The sequence below is a fragment of the Saccharothrix sp. NPDC042600 genome, assembly GCF_040647305.1.
Taxonomy (GTDB): domain Bacteria; phylum Actinomycetota; class Actinomycetes; order Mycobacteriales; family Pseudonocardiaceae; genus Actinosynnema; species Actinosynnema mutabilis.
In genome coordinates this window covers 157,666-184,270 of the sequence record NZ_JBEZBW010000004.1, presented here as the reverse complement: position 1 = coordinate 184,270, position 26,605 = coordinate 157,666, and the positions used below count along the sequence as shown (strand labels likewise).

General features: G+C 70.1%; 22 protein-coding genes. 15 read left to right on the top strand and 7 right to left on the bottom strand.

Features of this window, described 5'->3' with window-relative positions:
- Window positions 1–35: 35 nt before the first annotated feature.
- The 3 genes from AB0A74_RS05405 to AB0A74_RS05395 form a co-directional block, all read right to left on the bottom strand.
- Window positions 36–338, bottom strand: coding sequence for a helix-turn-helix domain-containing protein (locus AB0A74_RS05405; RefSeq protein WP_358247656.1), 303 nt, complete (start codon window positions 336–338; stop codon window positions 36–38).
- A 158-nt stretch (window positions 339–496) separates the two neighbouring features.
- On the bottom strand, window positions 497–817 hold the full coding sequence (locus AB0A74_RS05400) for a hypothetical protein (RefSeq protein ID WP_358247655.1): 321 nt from the start codon (window positions 815–817) through the stop codon (window positions 497–499).
- A gap of 82 nt (window positions 818–899) precedes the next feature.
- Entirely contained in the window at window positions 900–1,130 is a 231-nt protein-coding gene (locus tag AB0A74_RS05395; RefSeq protein ID WP_358247654.1) for a hypothetical protein, read from the bottom strand.
- Between the two features lie 218 nt (window positions 1,131–1,348).
- Between AB0A74_RS05395 and AB0A74_RS05390 the strand changes: the two genes are divergently transcribed.
- Window positions 1,349–2,917 (top strand): transcriptional regulator, encoded by a 1,569-nt coding sequence (locus tag AB0A74_RS05390; RefSeq protein ID WP_358247653.1) that lies wholly within the window; start codon window positions 1,349–1,351, stop codon window positions 2,915–2,917.
- On the opposite strand, the gene AB0A74_RS05385 is transcribed toward AB0A74_RS05390, so the two are convergent.
- The 3 genes from AB0A74_RS05385 to AB0A74_RS05375 all read right to left on the bottom strand — a co-directional run bounded on the left by AB0A74_RS05385 (window position 2,906) and on the right by AB0A74_RS05375 (window position 5,358).
- On the bottom strand, window positions 2,906–3,256 hold the full coding sequence (locus AB0A74_RS05385) for a signal peptidase I (RefSeq protein ID WP_358247652.1): 351 nt from the start codon (window positions 3,254–3,256) through the stop codon (window positions 2,906–2,908). The genes AB0A74_RS05390 and AB0A74_RS05385 overlap by 12 nt on opposite strands.
- Window positions 3,253–4,824, bottom strand: a complete 1,572-nt coding sequence (locus AB0A74_RS05380; protein ID WP_358247684.1) for a transcriptional regulator — start codon at window positions 4,822–4,824, stop codon at window positions 3,253–3,255. The genes AB0A74_RS05385 and AB0A74_RS05380 overlap by 4 nt, the downstream gene beginning before the upstream one ends.
- A gap of 150 nt (window positions 4,825–4,974) precedes the next feature.
- Entirely contained in the window at window positions 4,975–5,358 is a 384-nt protein-coding gene (locus AB0A74_RS05375; RefSeq protein WP_358247651.1) for a helix-turn-helix transcriptional regulator, read from the bottom strand.
- Between the two features lie 179 nt (window positions 5,359–5,537).
- Here AB0A74_RS05375 and AB0A74_RS05370 point away from each other — a divergent pair, with 179 nt between their 5' ends.
- Genes AB0A74_RS05370 through AB0A74_RS05345 form a run of 6 tightly spaced genes read left to right on the top strand, consistent with a single transcriptional unit; the run spans window position 5,538 to window position 9,738 of the window.
- Entirely contained in the window at window positions 5,538–5,720 is a 183-nt protein-coding gene (locus AB0A74_RS05370; RefSeq protein WP_358247650.1) for a helix-turn-helix domain-containing protein, read from the top strand.
- Window positions 5,717–6,043 (top strand): WhiB family transcriptional regulator, encoded by a 327-nt coding sequence (locus AB0A74_RS05365; protein WP_358247649.1) that lies wholly within the window; start codon window positions 5,717–5,719, stop codon window positions 6,041–6,043. The genes AB0A74_RS05370 and AB0A74_RS05365 overlap by 4 nt, the downstream gene beginning before the upstream one ends.
- Complete coding sequence (locus AB0A74_RS05360) at window positions 6,040–6,363, top strand: hypothetical protein (protein WP_358247648.1); 324 nt, start codon at window positions 6,040–6,042, stop codon at window positions 6,361–6,363. Before AB0A74_RS05365 ends, AB0A74_RS05360 begins: the two co-directional genes overlap by 4 nt.
- Window positions 6,360–6,983: a hypothetical protein gene (locus AB0A74_RS05355; protein ID WP_358247647.1), complete on the top strand. Its 624-nt coding sequence runs from the start codon at window positions 6,360–6,362 to the stop codon at window positions 6,981–6,983. Before AB0A74_RS05360 ends, AB0A74_RS05355 begins: the two co-directional genes overlap by 4 nt.
- A complete protein-coding gene (locus AB0A74_RS05350; protein WP_358247646.1) occupies window positions 6,980–9,070 on the top strand; it encodes a cell division protein FtsK in 2,091 nt (696 codons plus the stop codon). Before AB0A74_RS05355 ends, AB0A74_RS05350 begins: the two co-directional genes overlap by 4 nt.
- Window positions 9,067–9,738: a hypothetical protein gene (locus AB0A74_RS05345; protein WP_358247645.1), complete on the top strand. Its 672-nt coding sequence runs from the start codon at window positions 9,067–9,069 to the stop codon at window positions 9,736–9,738. Before AB0A74_RS05350 ends, AB0A74_RS05345 begins: the two co-directional genes overlap by 4 nt.
- Here AB0A74_RS05345 and AB0A74_RS05340 read toward each other — a convergent pair.
- Window positions 9,728–10,615: a LysR family transcriptional regulator gene (locus AB0A74_RS05340; RefSeq protein ID WP_358247644.1), complete on the bottom strand. Its 888-nt coding sequence runs from the start codon at window positions 10,613–10,615 to the stop codon at window positions 9,728–9,730. The two genes, AB0A74_RS05345 and AB0A74_RS05340, sit on opposite strands and share 11 nt — an antisense overlap.
- A 69-nt stretch (window positions 10,616–10,684) precedes the next feature.
- Here AB0A74_RS05340 and bioB point away from each other — a divergent pair, with 69 nt between their 5' ends.
- The 8 genes from bioB to AB0A74_RS05300 all read left to right on the top strand — a co-directional run bounded on the left by bioB (window position 10,685) and on the right by AB0A74_RS05300 (window position 26,601).
- A complete protein-coding gene (gene bioB, locus AB0A74_RS05335) occupies window positions 10,685–11,779 on the top strand; it encodes a biotin synthase BioB (RefSeq protein WP_358247643.1) in 1,095 nt (364 codons plus the stop codon).
- The gene (locus AB0A74_RS05330) at window positions 11,776–13,050 is read left to right on the top strand and encodes an adenosylmethionine--8-amino-7-oxononanoate transaminase (protein WP_358247642.1); all 1,275 of its coding nucleotides are present in this window, start codon (window positions 11,776–11,778) and stop codon (window positions 13,048–13,050) included. Before bioB ends, AB0A74_RS05330 begins: the two co-directional genes overlap by 4 nt.
- A 13-nt stretch (window positions 13,051–13,063) precedes the next feature.
- Entirely contained in the window at window positions 13,064–14,008 is a 945-nt protein-coding gene (locus AB0A74_RS05325; protein ID WP_358247641.1) for a hypothetical protein, read from the top strand.
- Window positions 14,009–14,166: 158 nt separating this feature from the next.
- Complete coding sequence (locus AB0A74_RS05320) at window positions 14,167–15,705, top strand: hypothetical protein (protein ID WP_358247640.1); 1,539 nt, start codon at window positions 14,167–14,169, stop codon at window positions 15,703–15,705.
- 678 nt (window positions 15,706–16,383) lie between these two features.
- Entirely contained in the window at window positions 16,384–18,378 is a 1,995-nt protein-coding gene (locus AB0A74_RS05315; RefSeq protein WP_358247639.1) for a hypothetical protein, read from the top strand.
- A 129-nt stretch (window positions 18,379–18,507) separates the two neighbouring features.
- A complete protein-coding gene (locus tag AB0A74_RS05310) occupies window positions 18,508–19,932 on the top strand; it encodes a hypothetical protein (RefSeq protein WP_358247638.1) in 1,425 nt (474 codons plus the stop codon).
- A 7-nt stretch (window positions 19,933–19,939) separates the two neighbouring features.
- A complete protein-coding gene (locus AB0A74_RS05305) occupies window positions 19,940–24,400 on the top strand; it encodes a DUF6603 domain-containing protein (RefSeq protein WP_358247637.1) in 4,461 nt (1,486 codons plus the stop codon).
- Window positions 24,397–26,601, top strand: a complete 2,205-nt coding sequence (locus AB0A74_RS05300) for a hypothetical protein (RefSeq protein WP_358247636.1) — start codon at window positions 24,397–24,399, stop codon at window positions 26,599–26,601. The genes AB0A74_RS05305 and AB0A74_RS05300 overlap by 4 nt, the downstream gene beginning before the upstream one ends.
- Window positions 26,602–26,605 lie beyond the last annotated feature (4 nt).

Sequence of the window (26,605 nt, the reverse complement as noted above, 5' to 3'; positions counted from 1 at the left end):
ACGTCAGATGGGACGGGACACCGTCGTGCCTGACATCACCTGGGAAATTCGCGCAGCGGCCTGGGCAGCGCGCGCCGCTCCTCGACGTCGCGCGCGATCATGAGTGCTAGAGCAACCATGCTGTGACAGCATTCGGGAGTCACGTCATAGACGACGGCTAACCTGAAGATGTCTACGACCTTGATCAGGCGTCCGTTCTCCGTCTTTGACACCTTGGACTGGCTGATCAATGCGCGCCTTGCTGCTTCACGACCGGTCAGATCTGCTGCCAGCCGTGCATGCAATAGCAGCGCCCCCAGTTCGCGGCGGCGCTGTAGTTCATCAACGAACATGTTCATGTATGAATCCGACCGACCGTTGGACTTGGGCGCTAAGAATGGTCTGCGTTCACGCCTGACTCGCGAAGCCTTCCCTCGTTCGAGGGCTCAGCGTTACAAACGTCCCAGGCATGGCCGCATAGCGCCATCATCATTCCACGCGGGTACTGGGGAGGCGCTCACAACTCGCCAACGAGCTTTCCTGCTTTGCGGAGCGCCGTGATCTTCAGGTTGATCATGTTTCCGAACCGAAGTAGGCAGACGTCATGGGTCGGAGTCATGTCGAAAACGTCTTCCAGAGTTTCCAACGGGCAACGGAGGCCACACACAGCCAGCCACTCCGGCCCTTCGCCCTGATCAGGTGAGAAGGCGTGCACTTGCCAATCTTCGGCGGACAACCGCAGCACGTAACCCAAATCCATTGCCATCCGCCCATCACCGAAAGCCGAGAGAGGTCGCGAACTGTTTAATTGGGACGATGCCGCCGTCTGTAGCTCCATCTCCCCCACCAGTCGAACGCATCACCGATGATCCATGTCCAGATCGCGGCACACGCGAGGCTGGTGGCGATGATCAGCCCAGTCATGACGAACCGTCTCGGCACTGCTCGGCACGCCCGCCCTCGCCCACAGCCGAAGAGCACGGCTTATCGAAGCCGAGTGCGTGGTGACGTGCTCGGTCCGGAAACTGGTGGCGGACCGCGAGGCGTGCGGCGACTTCGCCATAGACCAACGCAATCGCGATCAGGAGCAGAAGAACCACGATGGTGACGGGGCCGCACATGCACAGAGGCTGCGACGCCTGCGCGCTCATGCCGATGCACCTGCCGTTCCGTGTGGGGGGCGAGAGGGTCCGGCGGCGCTTGAGGCGGCGCGGAGGCCAGCGCCGCCGGACGGTCCGGCGACCTCACGTGTGCGTGTCGTGCCAGACTGAAATCACGATCTCATCAGCGCCTGATCAGCGGAACGACCTGGACACGACCCGCTGACGACTTGGGAGCACGCGCGTTGCGCGGGCAGGAGGTGACCGGGATGCGGACGTTCCGCACGGTGCTTGAGCAGCGGATCTGGGAGCGGCGGCTGACTCTGGAGGAGTTCGCCGAGTACGCCGAGCAGTTCGCGCGCGAGCACGGCGAACCAGGGACGATCGGTGTCCGGCACCTGCAACGGCTGGTTGCCGGCCGCCGGCGGCCGGGCGAACCGCTCGGCAGGGTCCAACCGGTCACGGCGCGGCTGCTGGAGCGGATCTTCGGCGTCAGCGTCGAGGAGTTGCTCCGTGACCCTTCCGAGGCCGCCGGCGAAGTCGTCGCCAAGCCGCCTGCGCGCGCTGAGTTGGACCTGGCGGTCGTGCTCGACTGGCTGGACGATCGCGTCGGGTGGGCGGCTGGGATCAGCCGGTCGAAGGTTCGTCTGCATCTGGCGAAGCTGGGCGAAGGCGCGTTGCTCGACCACCGAGCGCGGCGGGCACGGGTGGGCCGGAAGCAGCTCACGAGCGCGCTGGCCGGTTACTACGGAACTAGCGCTGGCCCGCACGGACTCTATGCGGCCCGATGTGGAGGCTCGGAGGTCGTCACGAGCATCCTCACGCGGCGCAGTTGGCTGGACCTCGGGTTGCCCCTGACCCCGGAGCACGATCGGCTGACGCTGGTCGATGGTGCGCCTCTCCCCCGAACCGCCCTGGGTGATGTCGAGGCGATGGCGGCCGTGACCCAGCTCGCCGAGTCTGCGGCACTCGGCGTGCGCGTCGCGAACCTCCCGCTGTACCGACTCCTCAGCATCGACCTCGGGACCGCGATCGACGGGACGGTTGGCATGGCCCCGTTCGCCGAGTACGCGTTGACCGCGGACCTGCTGGAGCGGGAAGCCATCGACGCACTCGGGACGGGGACGTGGCGAAGCGGCTTGCCGTTGCGGGACAAGTACCTGCCGGATCTGCGAGCGGTACTCGACCTGCCGGGGCGGGTGTGTGCGGGTGGGGTGCTGGCGCTGTGCGCGATCGCGCGTCCGCGTGATCAGTTCCGTGATGCGCCGGACTTCGCACTCTTGGTACAGGAACGGTCCGGGCACGTGCTGAACGCGACCGCACGCCTTGCTGTCATCCCGAAGGGCTTCCACCAGCCGCTGGCGGACTCCCGCGCTGACGCACGGGTGGGCGCGACGCTGCTCAGGGAGCTTGAGGAAGAGCTGTTCGGCCGCGGCGACCTGGACACCACGGCGCATTCAGGGCGTGCTGCGTTGCCGATGGCCCCCGGACGCCTCTCGGAACCGATGCGGTGGCTGTCGGAGGAGCCTGGTCGCTTGCGCACCGAGTGCACCGGTTTCGGCCTGAACCTGGTCAGCGGCAACTACGAGTTCGCCGGCCTGATCGTCATCGAGGACGATGAGTTCTGGCGGCGCTACGGAGGGCAGGTCGAGGCCAACTGGGAGGCCGCAGGCCTCCAGCTCTACTCCAGCTTGGACGGTGGGTTGGTCTCGGAACTGGCCGCACGCGAGTCTTGGAGCAACGAAGGGCTCTTCGCGTTGCTCCAAGGACTTCGGAGGCTGCGGGACCTCGGTGGCGAGCGGGTGAAGCTGCCGGTTGTCGAGCACCTAGGTCCGTGACGGCCAGCGAACCGTGAGCACGGTCGAGTCCGCCAGCGCCTCCCACGAGTGATCAACGCCCGGACCCCACATGACGTAGTCGCCGGGGCGGCTCATCGTCGAGTTGCCCTCGGTGGTGTCAACCCGGAAGTTGCCGTCCACCAGGATGACCAGGGTCGTCCGCTGGTCGTCGGACGTCCACTCCACGCGCTTGTCGCCGGCGGGGTGGTTGAACCACTTGACCTCGACGTCCTTCTGCGAGCGGACGCCCTGGGACGGGTCGATGAAGTGACCCACCAACCAGCCGCGCGTGTCGGCTCCGTCCTCGACTGCGTTCCCGGCTTGCCAGTTGGCGGTCACGTTGTCTCCCATTCGATCGGTGGCAGGTTGACCCGGCTTCCGCCGATCTCCCGCAGTCGGCGAAGTCCTTGCAGGAGCGCGAACAGTCCTTCGTTGCTCCACGCCGCGTCGTTGACCAGTTCTTCCAACAGGTCAGTATCCAGACTCGAATACTGGCGAAGTCTGGACGCCTCCCAGTTGGCTTGCACCTGTCCGCCGTAGCGGGTCCAGAACTCCTCGTCCTCGATGACGATCAGGCTGGCGAACTCGAAGTTGCCGCTCACCAGGTTGAGCCCGAAGCCGGTGCATTCCATCCGCAGACGACCCGGCTGACCCATGAGCCAGCGCATCGGTTCGGACAATCGGCTCGGGTGCATCGGGTCCGCGTGTCGCTGCTCGCCGACCGTGTTGTCGATGTCCTCGCGCCCGAAGAGTTCCTCTTCCATCTCGCGCCGCAGCGTCGCGCCCACCTGCGCATCCGCGCGGAAGTCGGTCAGCGGTTGGTGGAACCCCTTCGGGATCACCGCCAGGCGACGCGCGGCGTTGATCACGTGGCCAGAGCGTTCCTGCACCAGCAGGAGGTAGTCCGCTTCGCCACGGAACGGGTCCGCGGGACGCGCGATAGCGGTCAGGGCGAGCGCTCCGCCTGCGCACATCCGCTCCGGCACGTCGAGGACCGCGGAGAGGCTGGGAAGGTAGGCGTCGCGCAGCGGGAGAGCGCCGGGCGTGGTGGGCCGACCGGCCGTGAGGGCGTCGATCAGCTCACCCTCCAGCAGGTCCATCGTCACCACGTACCCCACGAAGCTCGTCACACCAACCGTTCCGGCGATGGCGTTCTTGCGCACGTCCACGTCGAGCAGCCGGAACAGCGGCATGTTGACCATGCGGTTTCCCAGTGCCAGCGCTTCGGCCAACCGCTGAGCGGCGCGCCCGGCGGTCTCTTCGTCCATCGCTAGATCATCGGCCGGGGTTACGCCGGACAAGGTGAGCTTGTCGTGACGCGGGAGCAACGGGCAGTCGAGGTCGAGCCACTCCGGGTGCGTCAGCACCGTGGTGGCGGCTTCAGTGCCGGTGCCGAACCGGGCGGAATAGCGGCCGTAGCCGTCGGTGGCGTGGCCGTAGTAGTCGGCGAGCGCACGCGCCGTGTCACGTTGGTTGACTCGACCTCGGCGAACGCCCCGGTCGTGGAGGTCCCGCACGTCCAGGCGGACGAGCCGCGCGGCGACCTCACGTCGTGCCCTACCGGGCTCCCAACGGGCGTGCTCATCGAGCCAGTCCAGCGCGGCGACGATGGTCGGGTCCGAGTTCAGCCGGACCTCGGCATCCGCCGCCGCACCCTCCGGCAGGTCCAGCGGCTCAGGTGTGGTCATCTCGGCGAACCGGGCCTTGACCTGCGGTGATGCGCGATCGAGCGCCGTGTCCAGGAGCTGTTGCACGTCCGATTTCGGCCGGGTGTCCGGCTTCTGGTGCCAGAACGTGACGGTCCGGGGCGCGATGCCCAAGTGTTCGGCGAAACCCTCCTGGCTCATTCGCAACGCCGCTTGGAGGGCGCACGCGGTCCGCCCGGTCCAACGATTCGTCACGCCCATCGTGTCGCCACTCCCCCAAGCGCGATGTTCGGCGAACTTGCGGTGGTCTTGCTGCGGTTTTGCGGTGGTCTTTCGTGGGCCGGCGGAGGAATCCGCAGTGGAATTGGCGGCATGGAATTCATTCCGTTCCACCAGGTAGAACCCACAGCGCTACCGACGCTCGCGGACATGTTCGATCACGGTCGAGAGGTCCGACTTGAGGTCGTCCAGCCGTTCGGTGATCTCGCTCAGCCGCTGTTCAACACTGTCCAAACGGGACCACAGGCTGTCCGCGGGGTCCGTGACCGGTTCGTCGGCTTCCGGTGGCCTTCGGCCGTGCAGCACGGCATCAAGGTGTTGCGGGTGCCATCCGAGCGCGGTGGACAGCGATTCCAGGGTGCGCGGGCTGCGGCGGCGCTCGACCGTGTGGTGCTGGACCTCCCGGACGATCGCTTGCGACACGTGCGACCGCTCCGCGAGTTCACGTTGACGCCAGCCCAGCTCATTGACGCGCTGGTTGATCGCCTTGGCGACCGCCGCCCAATCTTCCGACACGTATTCCTCCGCGCTCCGCCTCAGCGCTGAGATTAGCCGCCTCCCGCTGTTCCGTGATGTGACACGACGCGTTTCGCGGCGGGCGCGATCGAGCACGCCTCCCGTAGCGCTGAAATCAATAGCTCAGAGCTGAAATCATCAGCTCGATTTCCGGAAGGGCATTTCTCATGAGGACTTCCATGCCTCCATCCACCTACACCGTTCGTCAGGCCGCTTGGGTGCTCGGGGTTGAGTCGTCCACGGTCTCCCGGGCCATCCGGCTCGGCACGCTGCGCACCGTCCGCCGTGGCGGCCGACTGGTCATCCCGGCAAGCGCCCTGGTGCGGCTGCTCGCCGAGCCCCGCCCGGGAGGCACGCCGTGAACCTGGTCGAGATCGCTTGGCGGCTGGACCGCTTGCGGTGGGTGCCGAGCCCGGTGCTCGCCGAGGCCGTGAACAGTGACGGCCTGTGCATGTGGGCGTTCATGAACGAACCACCGTGGGCCGGCGAGGGATTGACCGACCGGGAGTTGGCCGCGCGGATGTGCGCGGGATGCCCGGTGCGGGACGAGTGCTTGGAACTGGAGTTGCGCACCGCCGGTGAGGACACGGTTGGCGTGTGGGGCGCGCTGCCTGCCGATGAGCGGCGGGAGCTGCACCGGCACTGGCTCCAACGTGGTGAACGCGCCGAGAGGGGGCGTTCATGAACTTCACCCCGACCCAACTCTTGGCCGCTCTCGGCGTGCTCCTGGTGCTGCTGTTCGTGTGGCGAGCGGGTGCTCGCCGAGCCAAGGCAGCCGCGAACGCCCGGCGCACGAGTGCCCGGTTGGTGTCGCTCACCGGGCGGGTGGCGGTCAACGCCGTGTTGATCTTGATCGTTCAGTGGGTGGTTATCACCTATCGCGCCAACGGTTGGCTACTCCTGGCGGTGCTTGTCGTGCCTGCGGTTTTCGCGTCTTACACGCTGACGCGGGCGCTGACCCTGACGACGTGCGAGCCGCGCCGACGGCGAGGTGAGCGGCGGTGACCGAGTCCGTGGAACGGGTAGCGGTTCAGGTGGACCGGCTGTGCTGGACCGGGATCCTGCTCGGACTGGCGTTCACGATGACGAACGTTCAACAGTTCGCAGCGGCCGGGGCGCCGGTGTGGTCGTTGGCGTGGTGTGCGGCGTGGCTGCTCGACCCGATGGTGTCGCTGGTGCTGCTGGCGATCCTCCGGGCCGAGCAGGTCACCGCTCGGTACGGCGTTCGGATGGGCGGATGGGTGCGTGCCGCGAAGTGGTTCACGCTCGCGGCCACGTACGTCATGAACACGTGGAGCGCGTTCACGGCCGGCTCGGCGGCGCTGGTGGTGCTGCACTCCGTGCCGCCGCTGGTCGTGTTCGTGGCCGCTGAGGCGGTCACCGAACTGCGCGACAAGCTAGGCGCGGCGGTCATGAAGGCAACTCCAAGTGCTCCCGCGGACTCAGCACCAGCCGCGCCGCGGACACCGCGCACATCCTTCGCCGAATACCTCGAAGTGGCGCGCGCGGCGCGCACAGCGGACGTAACGGTTACTCCCGCTTGGGTTCGACAGGTGACCGGCTGCTCGCGGGGGTTGTCGTCTCGGCTCGCGGCAACGCTCGCCAAGGAAGGGGGTCGCTCGTGAGTGGCGACCTGGTGCCGACCGAGCCTGTCTATGACGGCGAATTGGTCGCCGACGGGCCGAAGCTTGTCCGCCGATTGACGGCCGGGTGGCAGCGCTCGCGAGTCATACCCACGGCCTTCAAGTGTTGGCAGTTCCGCTACTACTTGGGGGATGCGATCGGACGGCTGGTGCGACTGCCCGGATCGTTCCTCCGCGGGGTCGGTCGTGGAACCGTTGTCGCCTTTCGCGCGTGGCGGCGCTGGGTGCGGGTGCACGACTACCGCGACGCGGCCGAGCAGTCCGAGAAGTTGGCGGACAAGTTCATCGAGATCCGCGCGCTGACGCTGTTCCGGTGGAAGGTGACGGGCGTCGTGGTGGCGGCCGTCTCGGCGGCGCTGGTCGTGGCGTACGTGATCTACGGCGGGCTGGCTCTGTGGATGGGGTTGGGCGTCGCGTCGGCGGCATTGGCGATCACCGGCCGCCGGAAGGACGGCTCACCAGGCCGAAAAGCAGTGCTCGGAGGCCCGCGCACACTGACGTGGACGATGGACTCACAGGTGTTGGTGGACGCGTTTCGGGACGCGAAGCTGATCGGCAAGGACGAGACTCTGCGGCTGGTCGAGCGCGCCACGCGCGTTGGTGACGGCTGGGCGGTCACGGTGGACCTGCCGGCCACGCGCAAGGCAGCGGACGTGATCAAGAACCGGGATGCGCTGGCGTCCGCTCTGGCGGTGGATGAGGTCCAGCTCATCGTTGAGCGTGTTCGTGGTCGCGGTGGCCATGCGGGTCGGGTGTTCTTCTGGGTGGCTGATGAGGACCCGTACGCCGGTCCCCCGCTTCGGACGCCGCTGCTCGACGTGGAGCGATGGGACGCTTGGCGGCCGGTGCCGTTCGGACGTGACGCGCGGAACCGCCGCATCGACCTCCCGTTGGTCTGGACTTCGCTGCTGGTCGGTGCGATTCCCAGACAGGGCAAGACCTTCGCGGCGCGGCTCGCCGCCTCCGGGTTGGTGCTCGACCCCTACACACGGCTGTACGTGTTCGACGGCAAGGGCGGCAAGGACTGGGAGGCCGCCGAAAAGATCGCCTACCGGTACGTTTGCGGCGATGGGACCGAACACGCGCAGGCTGTGCGCGATCACCTTGTCGAGCTCGTGGCGGAGGTCCAAATACGCTACGCGCGGATGGCCACGCTGGATGACGAGGTGTGCCCCGAGTCCAAGATCACCCCGGCGATCTCACGGGACGCGGAGCTTGGGATGCCGATCACCGGCGTGATCATCGATGAGGTTCAGGTGTACCTGGAGAACCCGACCCGCGAGCAGGTCGGCGGTAAGAAGACCGCGCTCGGCGCGTACATCGCGGACCTGTTGACCTATCTCGTGCGCAAAGGGCCGGCGGCCGGTGTGGTGGTCATCCTGGCGACACAGCGGCCGGACTCGAACACGATCCCGTCGCGGCTGCGGTCGGTGCTCGGCTCGCGGTTCGCGCTGCGGGTGATGGACTGGCGGGACTCCAACATCGTGCTCGGCGAGCAGATGAACACGCGCGGGTACGACGCTTCAACTCTGCTTCCCAGCCACAAAGGCGTCGGCATCCTGCGGCCGGACGGTGAGACGGACGCCGGTGCCGACATGGTCGCCATGACGGTGCGGACCTACTACATGCCGAACGCGGACTGGCGGGTGATTTGCGAGCGTGGGCGTGCGCTTCGTGAGGCTTCCGGCACGCTCGCCGGTCACGCCATCGGCGACCAGGCGGCGCGGCCCGTCGATTCAACCGCTGTGCTGAGCGTGCTCGGTGGGGCGTCGGCCGGCGGGTGGGTGGTCGATCTGCCGGAGCCGTTGGCAGCGGTCGTGGACTACCTCGGTGACGAGCTGCACGAGCGCGAGTTCGTGCCCACCGCGGAACTGATGGAGGTGCTGGAGGTCGAGCCGACCAGGTTCGGCCGGGAGATGAGCGAACTGGGCTGCCGGCCGCTGCGGCAGTACGTGCCGGATGGGGACAGCGTCCGGCGGGTCAGGGGCTACCTCACGGCGGACATCAGAGCGGCTGTCGAGCGGGCCAGTTCTGATGAAATCGGCTCAGAACAGGGTGAGCTTCCATGAGCGCTGGCGACGACGTCACCTTGCGGCTGCCGGAGGAGCTTCCCGTTCTCAACGCTGCTACCAGCCGCATGCTGCTTGCCATACTGGTCGAGCTGACGACAGTGGAGGTCTTGGACAGACCTCCGAGGGTGACCGTGACTGCTGAAATCAGCCGCGACCCGTGGACGGCACTGGACGAGCTGATGGGCGTCGAGGTCGTGGACTCGATCGAGGACGGCATAGGACCGGTGGCGTTCTACGGGCGGTGCTCGACGGAAGACAATCAAGACCCGGAGACCTCACTCGGGTGGCAGTTGGGCAACGCACGGAAGTTCGTTGAGCCGCTGGGCGGTGTCGTCACCGCCGAGTTCTTCGACGTTGGCCAGTCGCGGTCGGTGCCGTGGGAGCGACGCGAGGAGGCTCCCCTACTGCTAGGCGCGCTAAACCCGGACGGCAGCAAGTACGACGAACGGAACCCTTCGCACAAGATGCTGATAAGCGCGCCCGGACAGGCCCACGCCCGTTGCATGGCGCGGTTGGCCGCCTACCCGGCCGCGATGGCTCGCCGCCGCTACGTCCTGTGCCACGCCGCCCGATCCGTCGTCCTGGCAACGACAACCGGTCGGGTCAGGTCCCGGTGGGCCAGGGCCGTCCGACACCGGCACACCCCCGGCGCGTTCAGGGGGTGACGTGGGGGGATTCGCACAGTTCCACGAAGGCTTCGAGCAACGGGGACCGGTTGGTGCGGGACCAGGTGGCCCACAGGCCGACGGTGGGGCGGGGGTGGGTGAAGCGGCGGAGGGTGGTGCCCTTGGGGTGCAGGCGCGCCGCTCGTTCCCGGCCCAGGATGGTCAGGCCGGTGCCCGCCGCCACCGCCGCCAGGACGTGTTCGGCGTCCGGGTCCTCGCGGACGATCTTCGGGCGGCCGTCGGGCCAGATGCGGCGGATCACGGCGTCGTGGTAGCCGGGGCCCTGGGTGGGAGGCCAGAAGACCACGGGTTCGTCGCGCAGGTGGGCGGGACGGAGTCGGCGGGTGCGGGACAAGGGGTGGCCCGCGGGCAGGACCGCCACCAGCTCCTCGTCGGCCAGGTGCATGCGGACCAGGCCGGGCTCGGCCACCGGTAGGCGCACGAACGCCAGGTCCACGGCGCTGGCCTGGACCTGGCGCACGTTCCACTCCGTCCAGCCGCTGACCACCGACAGCGTGGTGTCGGGGTGCAGCGCCCGGAACCGCGCCACCAGGTCTTGGACGAGGTTGTCCACCCCGGACCGGGTGTGGGCCAGGCGCAGCACTCCCCCGTTGTCCCCGGCCGCCTCGCGGACGCGGTCGCGGACGGCGTCGTAGCGGCCCAGCAGGGTTTCGGCTTCCTCGACCAGGGCCAGGCCCGCGGGGGTCAGGGACACGCCCCTGCGGTCGCGGTGGAACAACCGGACGCCCAGTTCCCGTTCCAGGACCTTGATCTGCTGCGACAGGGCGGGCTGGCTCAGGTGCAGCTCCTCGGCCGCGCGGGCGAAGTGCAGTCGCCGCGCCAGCACCGAGAAGTAGCGCAGCCTCCGGAACTCCACGGTTCCCGATCATAAGCGCCGCCGATCAGGTGATCGGCCGGCGGTATTGGACGCACGGGGTGACGCCGGGTGACGGTGGGCGCGACCAAGAACGCCGACCGAGGAGGAACGACCGGGATGCTCGACCTGATCAAGACCAAGGCGCTGCGCGGGGAACCGCCCAGCCGCGCGGAGGCGTTGCGCGTCCTGAGCGACGAGGACGAGGTGCTGGACGTGGTCGCGGCGGGGGCCGCGGTGCGACGGCGGTTCTTCGGGCGGCGGGTGAAGTTGAACACGATCGTCAACATGAAGAGCGGTCTGTGTCCGGAGGACTGCTTCTACTGCTCGCAGCGCCTGGGATCCGAGGCGGACGTGCTGAAGTACTCGTGGATCACGGCGCGCCAGGTGGCCGAGCTCGCCGATCGGGCGGTGCGGGCCGGGGCGAAGCGGGTGTGCCTGGTCGGCAGTGGGCGTGGGCCCGGTGATCGGGACGTCACGCGGGTCGCGGCGGCGATCGGGGCGGTGAAGGCGGAGCACCCGGGTGTCGAGGTGTGCGTGTGCCTGGGGCTGCTCGCGGACGGCCAGGCCGAGCGGTTGGCGGCGGCGGGCGCGTACGCCTACAGCCACAACCTGAACACCAGTGGCGAGCGGTACGCCGAGATCTGCACGACGCACACCTTCGACGACCGGGTCGACACGGTGCGCCGGGCCGCCGCCGCCGGGTTGTCGCCGTGTTCAGGCGCGATCTTCGGCATGGGCGAGAGCGACGACGACATCGTGGACCTCGCGCACGCCCTGCGCGAGCTGCGCCCGGACTCGGTGCCGGTCAACTTCCTGATCCCGTTCGACGGCACCCCGCTGGGTGGGCGGTGGGACCTGACCCCCGAGCGGTGCCTGCGCATCCTGGCGCTGTTCCGGTTCTGCTTCCCCGACGCCGAGGTGCGCCTCGCGGGCGGCCGGGAGATCCACCTGCGCTCGTTGCAGCCGCTCGCGCTGCACCTGGCGAACTCGCTGTTCCTCGGCGACTACCTGACCAGCGAAGGTCAGGACGGTGCGGCCGACCTGCGGATGATCGCCGACGCGGGCTTCACCGTGGAAGGCCTGGCGGAGCCCTCGCCCGGGCACCGGGAGCCGGTCGCCATCCGCCGCCGGGGCGCCGGCACCGACCTGCCGGCCAACACGTGAGCACCGCGCGGCTGCTGGAGCTGGACCGCGAGCACGTCTGGCACCCCTACAGCCCGATGCCGGCGCGCGTGCCGTCGCTGCTGGTGGAGTCCGCCTCCGGGGTGCGGTTGCGACTGGCCGAGCCGGAGGGTGTCGAACTGGTCGACGCGATGGCGTCGTGGTGGGCGGCGATCCACGGCTACGGCCACCCGGTCATCGACGACGCGGTGCGCGCGCAGGTCGGCCGGATGAGCCACGTCATGTTCGGCGGCCTCACCCACGAGCCGGCCGTGCGCCTGGCGAGCACGCTCGTGGACATCACGCCCGAACCGCTGCGGCACGTGTTCCTCTCCGATTCCGGGTCGGTGTCGGTGGAGGTGGCGGTGAAGATGTGCCTGCAGTACTGGCGGTCGCGCGGGAAGCCGGGCAAGCGGCGCCTGCTGACCTGGCGCGGCGGGTACCACGGGGACACCTGGCAACCCATGTCGGTGTGCGACCCGGAAGGCGGGATGCACCACCTGTGGCGGGGAGTGTTGCCGGCGCAGGTGTTCGCCGACGCACCACCCGCCGACTACGACGAGAACTACGTCGCCCACCTGGACGACCTGCTGAGCCGGCACGCGCACGAACTGGCCGCGGTCATCGTGGAACCGGTCGTGCAGAACGCCGGCGGGATGCGCTTCCACGACCCGCGCTACCTGCGAGCGCTGCGGGAGTTGGCCACCGAGCACGACGTCCTGCTGGTCTTCGACGAGATCGCCACCGGCTTCGGCCGCACCGGGGAGCTGTTCGCCGCCGACCACGCCGGGGTGAGCCCGGACGTGCTGTGCCTGGGCAAGGCGCTGACCGGCGGCTACCTGTCCATGGCCGCGACGCTGTGCACGTCCGCCGTGGCCCGGGGCATCGCCGAGGGCGACGTGCCCGTCCTCGCGCACGGCCCGACCTACATGGGCAACCCGCTCGCCGCCGCCGCGGCCAACGCCTCACTCGGTCTGCTGCTCGACGGCGACTGGCGGCGGGACGTGCGACGCCTGGAACGCGGGCTTGTCGAAGGTTTGGAGTCGGCGCGCGGCATGCCGGGCGTGCGCGACGTCCGCGTCCTGGGCGCGATCGGCGTGGTGCAGCTCGACCACCCGGTCGACATCGCCGCCGCCACCTCCGCCGCCGTGGCGCACGGGGTGTGGCTGCGTCCCCACCGCGATCTCGTCTACACCATGCCGCCCTACCTGACCGACGACGACGACCTGGCGCTCATCTGCACGGCGATCCACGCCGCTGCCCGCGTCGGCTGATCAAAGGAAGAACATGTACAGAGCTTGGCAGCAATGGCACAGACCGCTGATGGCGTCCGCGGCGCTCATGCTGGGACTCGTGGCGGTCGCCGTTGTCGGCCTCATCGTCGACGACCGTGTCCTGCTGGGTGAGTCGGTGTGGGTCAAGCCGCTGAAGTTCGCCTTCGCGTTCGGCCTGCACTGCGCCACACTCGCGTGGCTGCTGACCCACCTGCGCAAGGCGAAGCGGTTCGGCTGGTGGCTGGGAACCGTGTTCGCGGTGGCCGCCGCCGTCGAGGTGGCCGCCATCACCGTCCAGGCCGCACGCGGGACGTTCAGCCACTTCAACAGCGACCTGGCCGACCCGGTCACCAGGGCGGCCACCCAGGCGTTCACCAACGGGGTCGCCGCGCTGTTGCTGGTGCAGGTGGCGATCGCGGTGCTGGTGCTGTGCCAACGGGCCGGGGACCGGGCACTCGTGCGGGCCGTGCGGGCCGGTGTCGCGCTCGCCGTCGTCGGGATGGCGCTGCCCGTGTTCTGGATGGCCACCGAGATCAACGAGCGAACGGTCCTCGACGCCAACGGCGAGCCGGTCGTGATGTACCAGGGACACGGCATCGGCGACCCCGATGGCCACGGCATGCCCATCACCCACTGGAGCGTCACGGGCGGCGACTTCCGCGTGCCGCACTTCGTCGGCCTCCACGCCCTCCAGGTGCTGCTGCTGCTCGCCGCCGCGCTGACCGCGCTCGCCGGCCGGGTGGCGTGGCTGCGCGCCGAAGGGGTCCGCGCCCGACTCGTCGGCGTGGCCGCGCTCGGCTGGACGGGGCTGCTCGCGGTGGTCACCTGGCAAGCCGGCCGAGGTCAGTCCCTGATCCACCCCGACGCCGCGACGGGCGCCGCTTTCGCCGCCGTGGTGCTGGTGACCGCCGGCGCGGCCTGGGCGACCATCGCCCGACGACCGGAACTCGTGCGCTGAGGGCCTGCTGCCCTGGTCGGGGTAGGGTGGGGGCGGCTGCCAGGGAGCCACCGGTCCGCGGGAATGGGCTCAGCCCACCTGGTGAGCGCGTCACGTGTCACCACCGCTCTCCTTTCGGCCTGACCAAGCGGACATCAGGCGCACGAGAGGAGGCCGTCGTGCCCACGCTCGGCATGCCCGAACGTCCCGACCTCGACCGGTTCCGCCGACAGGCCCGCGCGGTGCAGCGGGCCGCGCGGGCGGGTGATCCCGATGCCGTCGCGCGGGTCGCCCGGTATTTCCCCGGTGTCCTTGGCGGCGAGATCCGGTTGAGCGCGGCGCAGTTGGTCGTCGCCCGCGAGCACGGGTTCGCCAGTTGGCCGCGGTTGGTGCGGTACCTGGGGACCGTGGCCGAGCACGGCTGGGAGACGCGGCTCGGGACCGTGCCGGCGGACGGGCCGGCGGCGGAGTTCTGCCGACTCGCCTGCCTGACCTACACCCGCGCGGACGGTCCGCGGCGGTGGGAGGCGGCTCGTCGGCTGTTGATCGAAGACCCGGACCTGACCAGCCGTGACATCTGGGCCGCCGCGGCGGCCGCCCGGCCCGACGACGTCGGTCGGCTGCTGGCGGAGCATCCGGGGCTGGCCGAGCGGCGGGGCGGGCCGTTCGGGTGGCGGCCGTTGTTCCACCTCGCTTACTCGCGCTTCGACCTCGCGGTGCCCGCCGAACGCGTGCTCGCGGTCGCCCGGCTGCTGCTCGACGCGGGCGCCGATCCGAACGACGGCTACCTCTTCGACGGCCTGCCCTCGCCGTTCACGGTGTTGACCGGCGTGTTCGGGCACGGTGAGCTGGGGCGGCGGCGTCAGCCGAGTCACCCGCACTGGGCGGAGTTGGGGCGGTTGCTGCTGGACGCGGGCGCCGACCCCAATGACGCCCAGACCCTCTACAACAGGATGTTCGAGTCGGACGACACCCACCTGGAACTGCTGTTCGCCCACGGACTGGGCACCGGGGACGGCGGCCCGTGGCGGAGGCGGATCGCGGAACTCGACCCGCCCGCGCGGTTGCTGCGCACCCAGCTCCGGTGGGCGGTCGAGCACCACCAGCCGGCCCGCGTGCGGCTGCTGGTGGACCACGGCGTCGACTTCCGCTCCCCGTTCGACGGCGACGGTCCCGCGTGGAGTCCCGGTGACGGCCGCACGCCCGTCGAGCTGGCCCGGCTCAACGGCGACGAGGAGATCACCGACTTCCTCCTCGCGCGGGGTGCCACGCCGCCCGGCCCCGACCCGGTCCGCGACCTGATCGCGGCGGCGTTGGGCGGCGATCGGGACACCGTCGACCGGATCCGGGCCGAGCACCCCGACGTGGTCGCCGAAGCCCGCCGCGGCCGTCCCGGGCTCGTGGTCTGGGCGGCGGCTCGGGCCTCGGTCGAGGCGGTGGTGTTGCTGACGGAACTGGGCTTCGACGTCAACGCCTACGGACGCGGTGACGCGCCGGTCGAGGAGCCGTGGGAGACCGCGTTGCACCACAGCGCGATGGCCGGCGACGTCGAACTCACCCGTCGCCTGCTGGCCCTGGGCGCGAACCCCAACCTGCGCGACCGACGCTTCGAAGCGACCCCGCTGGACTGGGCCCGACACTTCAACCGATCCGCGACCGCCGATCTGCTGCAGCCGGTCACGCTGAGCCCGTCCGAGGACAACCCGACCGAGCCGTGACCGCCGCGATCGTCACGCGGCGGTAGGTGTCCTGGGGGACGCCGAGGGCGCGGCGGAAGTGGCGCGCCAGGTGGCCTGAGGTTCGCCTGGCGCGCCCCCGGTCCAGATCCCGCAGCCGCAGCGCGCCGCAGTCTCGATGTGGAACCGCAGCGGCTCCGATAATGCGGAAAATGAAAGCGGAGTTCGAAAGGTCTTTCAAGATGAACACTTCGAATGAGGAGCCAACTCCGCCGATCGATCCCGCGAAGGCATGTCACGCCAGTTGGGTGCCGATCACCCGGAGCTTCTGGACCGGCGACATCGGAGCGACCCGCGGGTCCACCGCGTTCGCCGGCTTGGAGTCAGCGGACGGGGACCGCGCTGGTCGTGCCGGCGAACACCGGTCCCACCCTCGGCGACGGCAAGGGGGTCGAGCGGGTCCTACGAGGCCGTGCGAGCGCCGGCCGCGGGTTGAAACCTCAGCAGTGGGCCACGTTTGCGTGGAGTCCGCACGAACCTATCGGGTGCGTCGGCCAGGAACCCGATAGCGACCGGTGCTCGGACACGCGCTTTCGTGCCCCACACGGTTGACGGGGGCGACCGTTCGTGGGGCTCGCGGGTAGGGGCATTGCGCGTGTGCCACAGGAAGCCAGCATGGAAGGAGGTCGGTTCACGAACCGAACGCGGGAAGGGGGCGGCATGGTGACGAGCGCCGAGGGCACGCTGGAGGTGTACTGCCCGCCCGGCCAGCCGTGGGCGCCGCACTGGTATCCCGACGACGTCCTGGAGTGGGATCCCCGTGACGACCCGGACGCGCGGTTCAACCGCTCCGTGGTTCCGCTGGCCCCCCGTTGCCGACAACCGCGGTTCGCGTCCAGGCCCACATCCCGGACGAGCCACGGACGTGTCTACTCCGGAGCGGTGTTCGGCCATGCCGCGCACACACCCGCCCAGGGTTCGCCGAGCGCGGCGTACTACGCGTTCGGCTTCTGGCAGTACGTGGACACGCTGGTGTACTGGGGAGGCTCCGGTGGTGACGGGTTGATCCTCGCCCCCGCCGCGCCGGTGACCGACGCGGCACACCGCAACGGGGTCAAGGTCTACGGCAACGTCTACTTCCCGGAAGCAGACCACGGTGACCGGCCCGAGTGGCTGCACCAGTTCGTCGTCAAGGACGCGCGCGGCGACTACCCGGTCGCGCGGCAACTCGTGCGGATCGCCCGCTACTACGGGTTCGACGGGTGGTTCATCAACCAGGAGAGCCCGCACCGCGGCGACGACGGGCAGGGAGCCCTTCTCGCCAAGGAGTTCCAGTGCTGGATCACGCACTTGCGCGAGGTTGATCCGGGTCTTGAGTGCATGTGGTACGACTCGATGACCAAGGACGGTCGCATCTTGTGGCAGGACGAGCTGAACGCCGAGAACGTGATGTTCTTCCGCGACGGCGACACCCCGGTCGCGCACTCGATCTTCCTCAACTACGGCTGGAACAGCAAGCAGTTGCGCGACTCCGTCACCTGCGCGACCGAACCGAGGCGCTACGACGTGGCCGCGGGCCTGGACGTCGAAGCGGGCAAGTTCCCCACGAACGCACGGTGCGATGCGGCGCTCGCCGCGCAACGGCACGTCGTTTCGGTGGCGCTGTTCCGCCCGGACTGGAACCCGACCGTCCTCAACGACCCCGAGATCCTCCACGCCAAGGAACTTGAGCTGTGGGCGAAGGGCAACGCCGACTGGAACGGCATGGCGCACTACGTCGCCGAACACACCCCCGTCGTGTCCCTGCCGTTCGTCACGAACTTCAACGCCGGTCACGGGAACGCCTACTGGGCGCGGGGCGTCAAGGTTTCGAGCGCGCCGTGGAACAACCTGTCGTTGCAGGACGTCCTGCCGACCTACCGCACGGCCTGGACCACAGCGGGCGCCCAGAAAGCCGGCGGCGCCTTCGCCCCCGCGCTGGACCTGGGCGACGCCTACGAGGGCGGCTCCTCGGTGCGGCTGCGGGGCGCGCTCGCCAAGGGCACGACGACCACGCATTTCCTGTACCAGTGCTCGGTGAAGATCGGCGCGGACACGCGGATCACGCTCGTCGTCAAGTCGCCCACACCGACCGTCGCCGCGGTCGGTGTGGTGCTCACCACGGACGACGGTGCCGACACCGTGGTCGACTTCGCGGCGAGACCGACCACGACGTGGAGCGCCCTCAAAGCTGTCGTTCCAGCGCCATTGGCCGGTCGAACGTTGACGCGACTGGGCATCCGGGTCGTCGCCGACCAAGACCTGGCGGACTACGCGGTGAGCCTGGGGCAGTTGGTCCTGCGCGACGGCGACATCCCCAAGGACCACCAGGACCCGCCGGAACCGCCCAAGGAGGTCGCGATCCGGTGCTGGCGGGTCAACAACGACCCCGCCGACCCCGAGCCGCACCAGACCGCGCGCCTGTCGTGGCAACCGGTCAACCGCGTCTACTACCCCGTCCACCACTACGAGGTTTACCGCAAGGACGGCAACGGCGGCCTCGTGCTGCTCGCCGCGACCCCGAACTCCGTCTGCTTCGTCCCGCGGGTGGCGCGCGAGGGCGCCGAGGACAGCACCGTCCTGCACATCGCCTCCGTCACGGCCGAAGGCCGCCGCTCCAGCGACCGCACCGGTCGAAGCCCGGGGTGGGCCTGCACCGAGGTGCCGTGGGCGTGACGGACGCGGGCGTGATTCCACCGGCCGACCGGCCGATGAAGCGGAACGGGTTCCGTTCGAGACGGAACCCCGGGGTTGATCGCGGGTGACCGGCACGGACGGTGCGACGAAGCGGGAGCGGACGACACCATGACCACCTATCGAGTCATGACCTGGAACATCCAGACGTTGAGCACGAACAAGCTCGCCATCGCGGGGGTGGGGACCGCCATCGCGCGCACCGTCGTGGCGCAGGACATCGACCTGCTGCTGGTACTGGAAGTCCGACTGGCCAACGTGGTCGACACCATGACCAAGCTGGCCCGGGAGTTGCACGACGCCGAGGTGGCCCACCGCCGTGCCGCGAAGAAGCCGGTGCCGAAGGACTGCTGGCTCACGCCGTTCCTGTCGCACCAGACCGGGACCGAGCGGTACTGCGCGTTCGTCCGGGACCTCGACGCGGTGCGGCCGGTGGCGCCGACGTCCTCCGACGCGGTGGGCACGGAGGTCACCCCGTTGGCGGACCTGACCGCTCAGGCGTTCCAGGTGTGGCCGTCGTTCGACTGGGCCAAGTCCACCTCGACCACGGGGCCCCCGACGTTCCCCGTGGTCGAGGCGTTCGCCACGGCCACCCGGCGGGACGTGGTGTTCCCCGGACGGGAGTACGCGCAGGGGCTGGGCTTCCGGCTGCCCGCCCTGATGATGTTCCTGTTCCGCGGCGGCACCGCCACCCGGAAGCACCTCATCCCCTTCGTCGCGTGCCACTACGGCGCGGTGCGCAACGCCGACGTCCGCAACCAGCTCGCCAACCACCAACTACTGGCGTCGACCTGGCTCCACATCGCGCAGATGTTCACCCCTCCCCACCCCGGCCCGAACCACCAGGGCGACAGCAGGCACATCATGATCGCCACGGACAACGGCCAGGAACCGGTGCCGGTCCAAGACCTCTGCTTCACCGGCGACTACAACCTCGACTTCCTCAAGAACGACGAGGTCGGCCCCGAGGGCAAGCGGAAGTACCAGTACCACTGGCTCACCCCGACCAAAGCCGCCGGCGGGTCCGGCACGCCGGCCGCGACCGGCACGACGGCGGGCCCCCCGTACCCGCCGAAGCCCTATCCCCCCAAGCCCCCGCTGTCCCGGCCGGACCGGGAACGCGTGCGGAAGCAGGAGCTGCGGGCGGCGATCACGCGGAAGGGAACGATCCTGCACTTCCCCGCCGACTTCAAGTCCGCCGCCGCGGGCTATGCGAGCCACTGCTTCGACAACTTCTTCTACGGCGGGCAGGTCCTGCACAAAGCCGCGTTGGACGCGGACGGCGACGCGGGTCGGGTCGTGGTGGTCCCCGACAACGTGGTCCGCTCCGGCAGCGCGAAGAAGGACGCGACGGAGCAGTTGGACCTCACCGAAGCGGGCCGGCACCACGTCAAGGCGAGGACCAAGGACGCCGTGGACCCCGCCGCCCGCGGGCTCTACACCCCGGCCCGCACGTTGGGGGACAAGGGAAAGCTCATCGGAGCCCGCCTCCTCAGCGATCACCTGCCCGTCGTGCTGCAGTTCGACCTGAAGTGAGTCCCCGATGGACGTCACCACCCTCAAGGAGAAGGTCCGCGCCGCGCTGAAGAACGGCTCGTTCTCGATCTCGGGCGCCACCCTCGCCTCCACCGAGCTGACGACGCTGCTCACCGCCGCGTGGGGCAAGGACGAACTCGCGCTGACCGGGGCGAAGGAGACCCGGGACGACGCCACCGGGATCACCGTCGGCGGCACGCTCCCGGCGCTCGCCAAGCTGACCAACCACCCCGTGACCGCGACGTTCCGCGTCGACTCCGGCCGCGTGGCGCTGCGGGTGGAGCTGGACAAGATCCCGTCGCTGGCGCTCTCCCGGTGCTTCGCCGAACTCGACAGCGACGTCTTCGCCCGCTGCGCGCTGACCAACGTGACCCTGGCGCTGGACTCGGCGAAGCGGCCGCCGCTGCCCGACCGGTTCCCGGAGGGGTTCGACCTCCCGTGCCTCCCGGACGCGATCCGGAAGAGGACCGTGCTCGGCCTGGGGTTGTCCGGCACGTTCTCCCCCGGCACGGCGACCGACGACGTGCTCGCCTGGCTGCTCCCGAAGGGCCCCTACCCGGTCAGCGGCGCGCTCGCGCTCCCGGTCGACCAGCTCGGCGTCGCGGTGACGGCGCGGACCGCCGACCCCGTGACCGTCCTGGGCCGGTTCCGGGTGTCCAGCGAACTCACCTTCGCCGCCGCCGCGCTCGCCCACGGCGACGAACTGCTCGGGGTCACCAACCTGATGCACCTGACGGGCACCGTCACCGCGGACGTCGGGGACAGCCGGTCGCTGTGCCTGCCCTTCTCCGCGCGGCTCACCACGTCCACGCCGTCGGTGCTCACCCTGCCGTGCCTGCCGAAGGCGGGCACCGCCATCGGGCTCGGCGAGATCGGCAAGCTGCTCGGGACGTCGGTGGAGGACCACCTCAAGGACCTGCCCGCCCTGTCCGGCGGCACGCTGCGCCGGCTGGACGTGACCCTCGCGCCGCGGGAGCGCAAGGTCCTCGCCATCGGGGCCACCGTGGGCTGGACCCCCTCGGGGACCGTGGGGCTGTTCGACGGGTTGCTCACCGTGCGGGAGCTGGAGGTGTCGGTCGACCACTTCCCCTCTCGCCCGCCGGGGCAGCGCCTCGCCGTCGAGGTCACCGGCAAGGTCACCGTCAAGAACTGCGCTCTGACCGTGCGGTGGCAGCTCCCCTCGCGGGCCGTGTCCGCCGAGTTGGCGCCGAACTGCACGGACGACATCACCGACCTGGTGCGGTCGATCGCCAAGGACCTCCCCCTGCCCGCGCTCAGCGGAGCCGACCTGCTGATCAGCGGCCTCGGCGGTGGTTTTCGGCTCCGCGCCGCGCTGCCGTCGTCGTGGCGGCCGTTCGGCTCGGCGGTCAAGGTGGAGCTCCGCGACCTGACGCTGGACCTGGCCCGCATCGCGGGCGCCGTCACCGCCTCGATCGGGGCGACGATGAAGTTCGGCGACGTCACCCTCCACGGTGTCGGGGCGTACGACTTCACGGCCAAGCGGTGGCGGTTCGGATTCACCACCCCCACCGGGATCAGCCTGTCGGTGGACAGCCTCGTCAAGGAGTTGGCGAGCGTCTTCGGTGCCCAGCCACCCGGCGACCTGCCGAGCATGACCGTGGACGCGTTCGCCCTCGACTTCACCACGGGTGACAAGAGCGCCTACGTCCTGACGTGCGCGGCGTCCGTGGCGGTCACGGACACTCCCCTCCGCGTGGCCGTCGAGGTCACGAAGGAGAAGTGCGCCGCGCGGCTCGCCCTCGGCGACTTCTTCTTCGAGGGCGCCGTCACGGGCGGGAAGCTGGGCCTGTCGTGGACCGCGTCGGGCGACCGGTCGGCCGGCCTTCGTGACCTGGTCGCGGCGCTCGGCGTCACCGACCCCGGGTTGCCGCGCCTCCTCGACGTCCGCGTGACGTCCGCCGCGCTCGTGGTGGACAAGGACAAGGGCGTGGCGTGGAGCGCCACCACCGGTCACGGCCGGATCTGCGGTGTCGCGCTGTCCACGTCGAAGAAGTGGTGCCTGCTGGTCGACGCCCCGGTCTCGGCGGGCCTGTCGCGCCTGCCCGCCGTCGGCCCCTACATCCCTCCCGAGGTGGACGTGCGGATCAGCGACGTCCGGTTCACCAAGGCCGGTGCCCGGTTCGACGGTGCCGCGGACGCGGCGAACGCGCTGCTGAAGGCCGTGCCCGGGATCTCCGACCCGCCGACGGTGCCGTCGGACGCCACTGCCCGCTACTGCGTCCGGGTCGCGATCGGCCGTGAGTCCGCCTGGTACTGCTCCACGACCACGCAGCCGCACGGGGCCGAACTCGTGAGCACGCGGTCGAAGGCGGTGACGGCCTGGCACACCGTCGACAAGCGGCTGGGCCCCCTGTCGGTGCACCGGCTCGGTGTACGGATCAAGGACGGCAAGCTCTGGTTGATGGTCGACGGCGGCCTGAGCCTCGCCGGCATCACGATCTCCGCGCTGGGCCTGGGCATCGGCTTCCCGCCGGGCGATCCGAGCCGGGTCGAGTACGCGTTGGACGGGCTCGCCGTCGGCTACGCCAACCCGCCCCTGCGCATCACCGGCGCGCTGTCCCAGCGCACGCCACCGGAGCACTACGACCTGATGCTGGTCGGGCTGTTGACCCTCACCACGCCGAAGATCGGGATGGCGCTCATCGGCTCGTACGCGGTCAAGGACGACGGCACGCTGTCGTTCTTCCTGTTCGGCGAGCTGTCCGGGCTGAAGATCGGCGAGCCGCCCGTCATGCTGGAGGGCCTGACCGCCGGGGTGGGCTACAACAGCGCGGTCGTCGTGCCCCCGGTCGAGTCGATCGCCGACTTCCCGCTGGTCGCCGGGCTGACCGACCCCGACCGCTTCCCGGTGGAGCAGGAGCCGCACCGGGTCATCGAGGCCGTCGTCGCCCACATCACCCCGGAGCCGGGGCGGATGTGGCTGGCCGCCGGCGCGCACCTGTCCCTGTTCGAGTTCATCGACCTCAAGGCGCTGCTGCTGCTCCAGGTGGGGGTCGACTTCACGCTGCACCTGCTGGGGTTGGCCACCGCCACGTTCCCGAAGGTCCGCCAGGTCAAGCCGTACGCACGGGTGGTGCTGCAACTGCGGGCGAGCTACCAGGCGGCCACCGGTGAGATCGCCGTGCGCGGCCTGATCACCCGCGACTCCTTCCTGCTGCACCCCGACTGCCGCCTCACGGGCGGGTTCGCCCTGTGCGCGTGGGCTCCGCCGTCGCCGCACCGGGGCGACTTCGTGCTCACCGTCGGCGGCTACCACCCGGACTACACGCCACCGAGGCACTTCCCGGTGGTCCCCAGGGTCGGCCTGGACTGGAGGCTGTCCGGCTCGTTGACCATCACCGGCCAGTGGTACGCCGCGCTCACCCCGGCGGCGTTCATGCTCGGCGGGAAGCTCGACGTCGACTTCCACGCCAAGGCCGCGCACGCCTGGCTGCACGCCGAGCTCAACGCGCTGATCCAGTGGGAGCCCTTCTCCTACGACGTCCTGGTGGGTGTGCGGGCCGGCGCCGAGCTCAACGTCCCGTTCCACCCGAGGGTGGAGGTCGGTGTCGACGTCCGGCTGTGGGGGCCGCCCACCGGCGGCACGGCGACCTTCCACCTGCCCGTGGGCGGCTCCGTCACCGCCCGGTTCGGCGAGCCCCGGCCCGGCGCCCCCAAGTGGCTGGAGTGGGACGAGTTCCACGCCCGCGTGCTGAACAAGGCGGGAGTGGAACTCCTGCCCGCCGACGGCGTCGGACCGCGGGCACCGGACACCCCGGCGGACGCGCCCTGGCTGGTGTCCGTCTCGGGCTTCGCGTTCGTCTCGCAGGCCCCGACCCCGATCAGCGAAGCGAAGCTCACCACCCCCGGCAAACCGGGACCGGACTCGGTCGCCCTGCCGTCGGGACGGTGCCCGTTCGCGGCGCGCCCGATGCGCAGCGCGCCCATCACCGCGACCCACAGCGTGACCATCCGCAGGGCGGACACCCGCTCCGCCGGTCCGGTGCTGACGTGGCGGGTCGAGCCGGTCACCGGGAACGTCGCGGCGAGCGTGTGGGGCCCGAGCCTGGACGAGCCCACCGAGCGGCCGAAGACGACCGCCCCGCTGCTGCTCGACCAGGTGCTGGGGTTGCGCGTCACCGTTCCAGCGCCCGTCCACGAGGAGACGCTGCCGACGATCCCCGAGGAGAACCTCCAGGTCAAGAACCTCACCACAGCGCGCAAGCTGCCGATCGGCACGACCGCGGACGGCCCGGTGCCCCGACGCCCCGTCACCCCCGCCACCCGGGACACCATCGCCACCACGCTGGGCTCCACCGCGAACGACCGTGCCGCCCTGCACCGGGCGCTGCTGGACCACGGCGTCGCCCCGAGCACGACACCGCCCGCGGCGCCGACCGACTACGCCAACCGCGTGTGGACCTACCTGACCGAAGATCCCCTGATCGTGACGGGAGGCCCCCGGTGACCGCTCGACAGGACGCCGGCCACGAACCGCTGGACATCACCCTGCACTCCCGCCACCGCCCCGAACTGCCCGGCGGGGACTACACGGTCGAGGTCAGCCACCACCTCAAGGCCGAGGCCACCGGCAAGCTCGCCGGCCTCGACCGGCAGCTGGGAGCGACCCGCAAGGTCACCGTGGTCACCCCGCGGTTCTCGCTCGGCCCGGACGCGGTGTTCGCCGTGTTCCCGCCGGCGAACACCACGGGCAACTACCGCACCACCCTGGCGCACGTGACGTTGAACGGGTCGACGCTGCCCTTCGAGCGCACGCTGAGCAACGCGGACGCGGACAAGGGCACGCCGTGGATGACCCTGCTCGTCCTGGCCGACACGGAAGTCCTCCGACACGGGGACGACACGACGACAACGGGAGCACTGGGCGACCTGGTCGACCCGAAGAAGGCGGGGGCCACGCTGCTGCCGCCCGCGCTCGGCCGGTTGACCGATGTCGAGAAGGCACTCCAGTGCCGCGTGGTGGACCTGCCGATGGACACCGTCAAGGCCGTCCTGCCCAAGCGGCGGGAGTTGAAGCACCTCGCCCATGTCCGCGACGTGGCGGTCCGCCGATCCCGCCGGGCCGCCGACGAGTGGCGGCCCGGCCACTACAGCGTGCTGTTGGCCAACCGGCTCCCCCTGGTGACGCCCCGGCGCTACACGGCCGTCCTGGTCTCGCTGGACGGGCACGGCGAGCACGCGTTCCTCGGCGGTGCGGTCGCCCACCCGAATGCCGAGTCGGTGCGCTTCCTGGCGCTGCACAGCTGGACCTTCCACTGCCGGGACCAAGGCGCCGGGGACTTCGGGACCGCCATTCGCGAGCTCCTGGCCGACTCGGGCGACGACTGGACCCTCCGGCTGCCCGCGAAGAGCCCACCCGACGACGGCCGCGACCCCACCGCCCGCGAGGAAACCGCGAACCGCCTGCGCCGGGGCCACGTGCCGGTCAGCCACCGGCTACCCGACGGCAGCAGGACCATCGCGTGGTACCGAGGGCCGTTCACCGCGGTCAAACCCCCGGAACCGGACGAGGGCGCCACGGTGTCGTCCGAGGCCGACTCCCACGTCCACCTGTCGCGGTGGGGCGTCTTCGACCTCGGCTACCCCGCCGCCCACGCCCTGGGGCGGTTGTTGACCCTGGGCGACTCCGGGCTCCGCGCACAGTTGGCCGCGCTCAGCGACGACGGGCTGCGCGCCCTGCACCACGCGCTGGGCGTCGTCGACCCGTCCGCCGGTTCCTCCGGGTCCGCCGCGGCCTCGGTGCAGGCCCTCGTGCAGGTACCGGACTTCGCCAAGTCCGTCGCGGAGAAGCTCAAAGACCTGCGGAACACCCTGCCACCGCGGCAGGACTCGGCAGCGGCCGACGAGACCTCCGCCGCGGGAACGACGAGCAGCCTGCTCGCCGAGGCGGCATCGGACCGGTGCCTGAGTGCGGTGGACGTCGTCGCGGCGGCCCACACCACCCGACTGCGCCGAGCGGGCCTGGACGCGGTCGCCCTCCTGCGCCGCGCCCCGTTCCACTACCTGGTGCCGGACCCGGCGATGCTCCCGGAGGAGTCGATCCGCTTCTTCTCCGTCGATCGGACGTGGCTGGCCGCGCTGATGGCGGGCGCCGCCAGCCCCGGCAGCACAACGACGCTCGACCAGCGGATGATCCGACAAGTGCTGTCCACCAGCGTCGTGGACACCCCGGCCTGCGGCATGGTCATCCGGTCACGCCTGGTCGTGGACTGGCCGGAACTCGTCGTCGAGGCCCACGCGGACGGCTCGCAGGTGGCGCGTTCGCTGTGGTGGCCGGCACCGGACATCCTCCTGGTGCTGTGGGACGAGCGCCCATCGGTGGTGTGGATCCGGGAACCGCCCAACGCGCTGCGGTTCGGCATCGACTCCCTCGACACCTCCGGGACGGAGCCCAAACCCGGCGAGCTGACCCTGCGGCACGCGTCCGGCACGAAGATCGGCGAGTCCAACGGCGACAAGCTGTCCCCGCTCAGCGGGTACCTGCGCGACACCAGCGTCGCGCGCGGGCAGGTGTTCGACATCGACGGTGCCACGTCGTCGACGCTGGTGGCGGCCCTCAAGAGCAAGCTGAAGATCGAGATCACGCCCGCGATCCTGGGATTGCAGCTGCTCAACAGCCCGCAGCAGCTCGTCGTCGAGTCGGCGTGAGGAG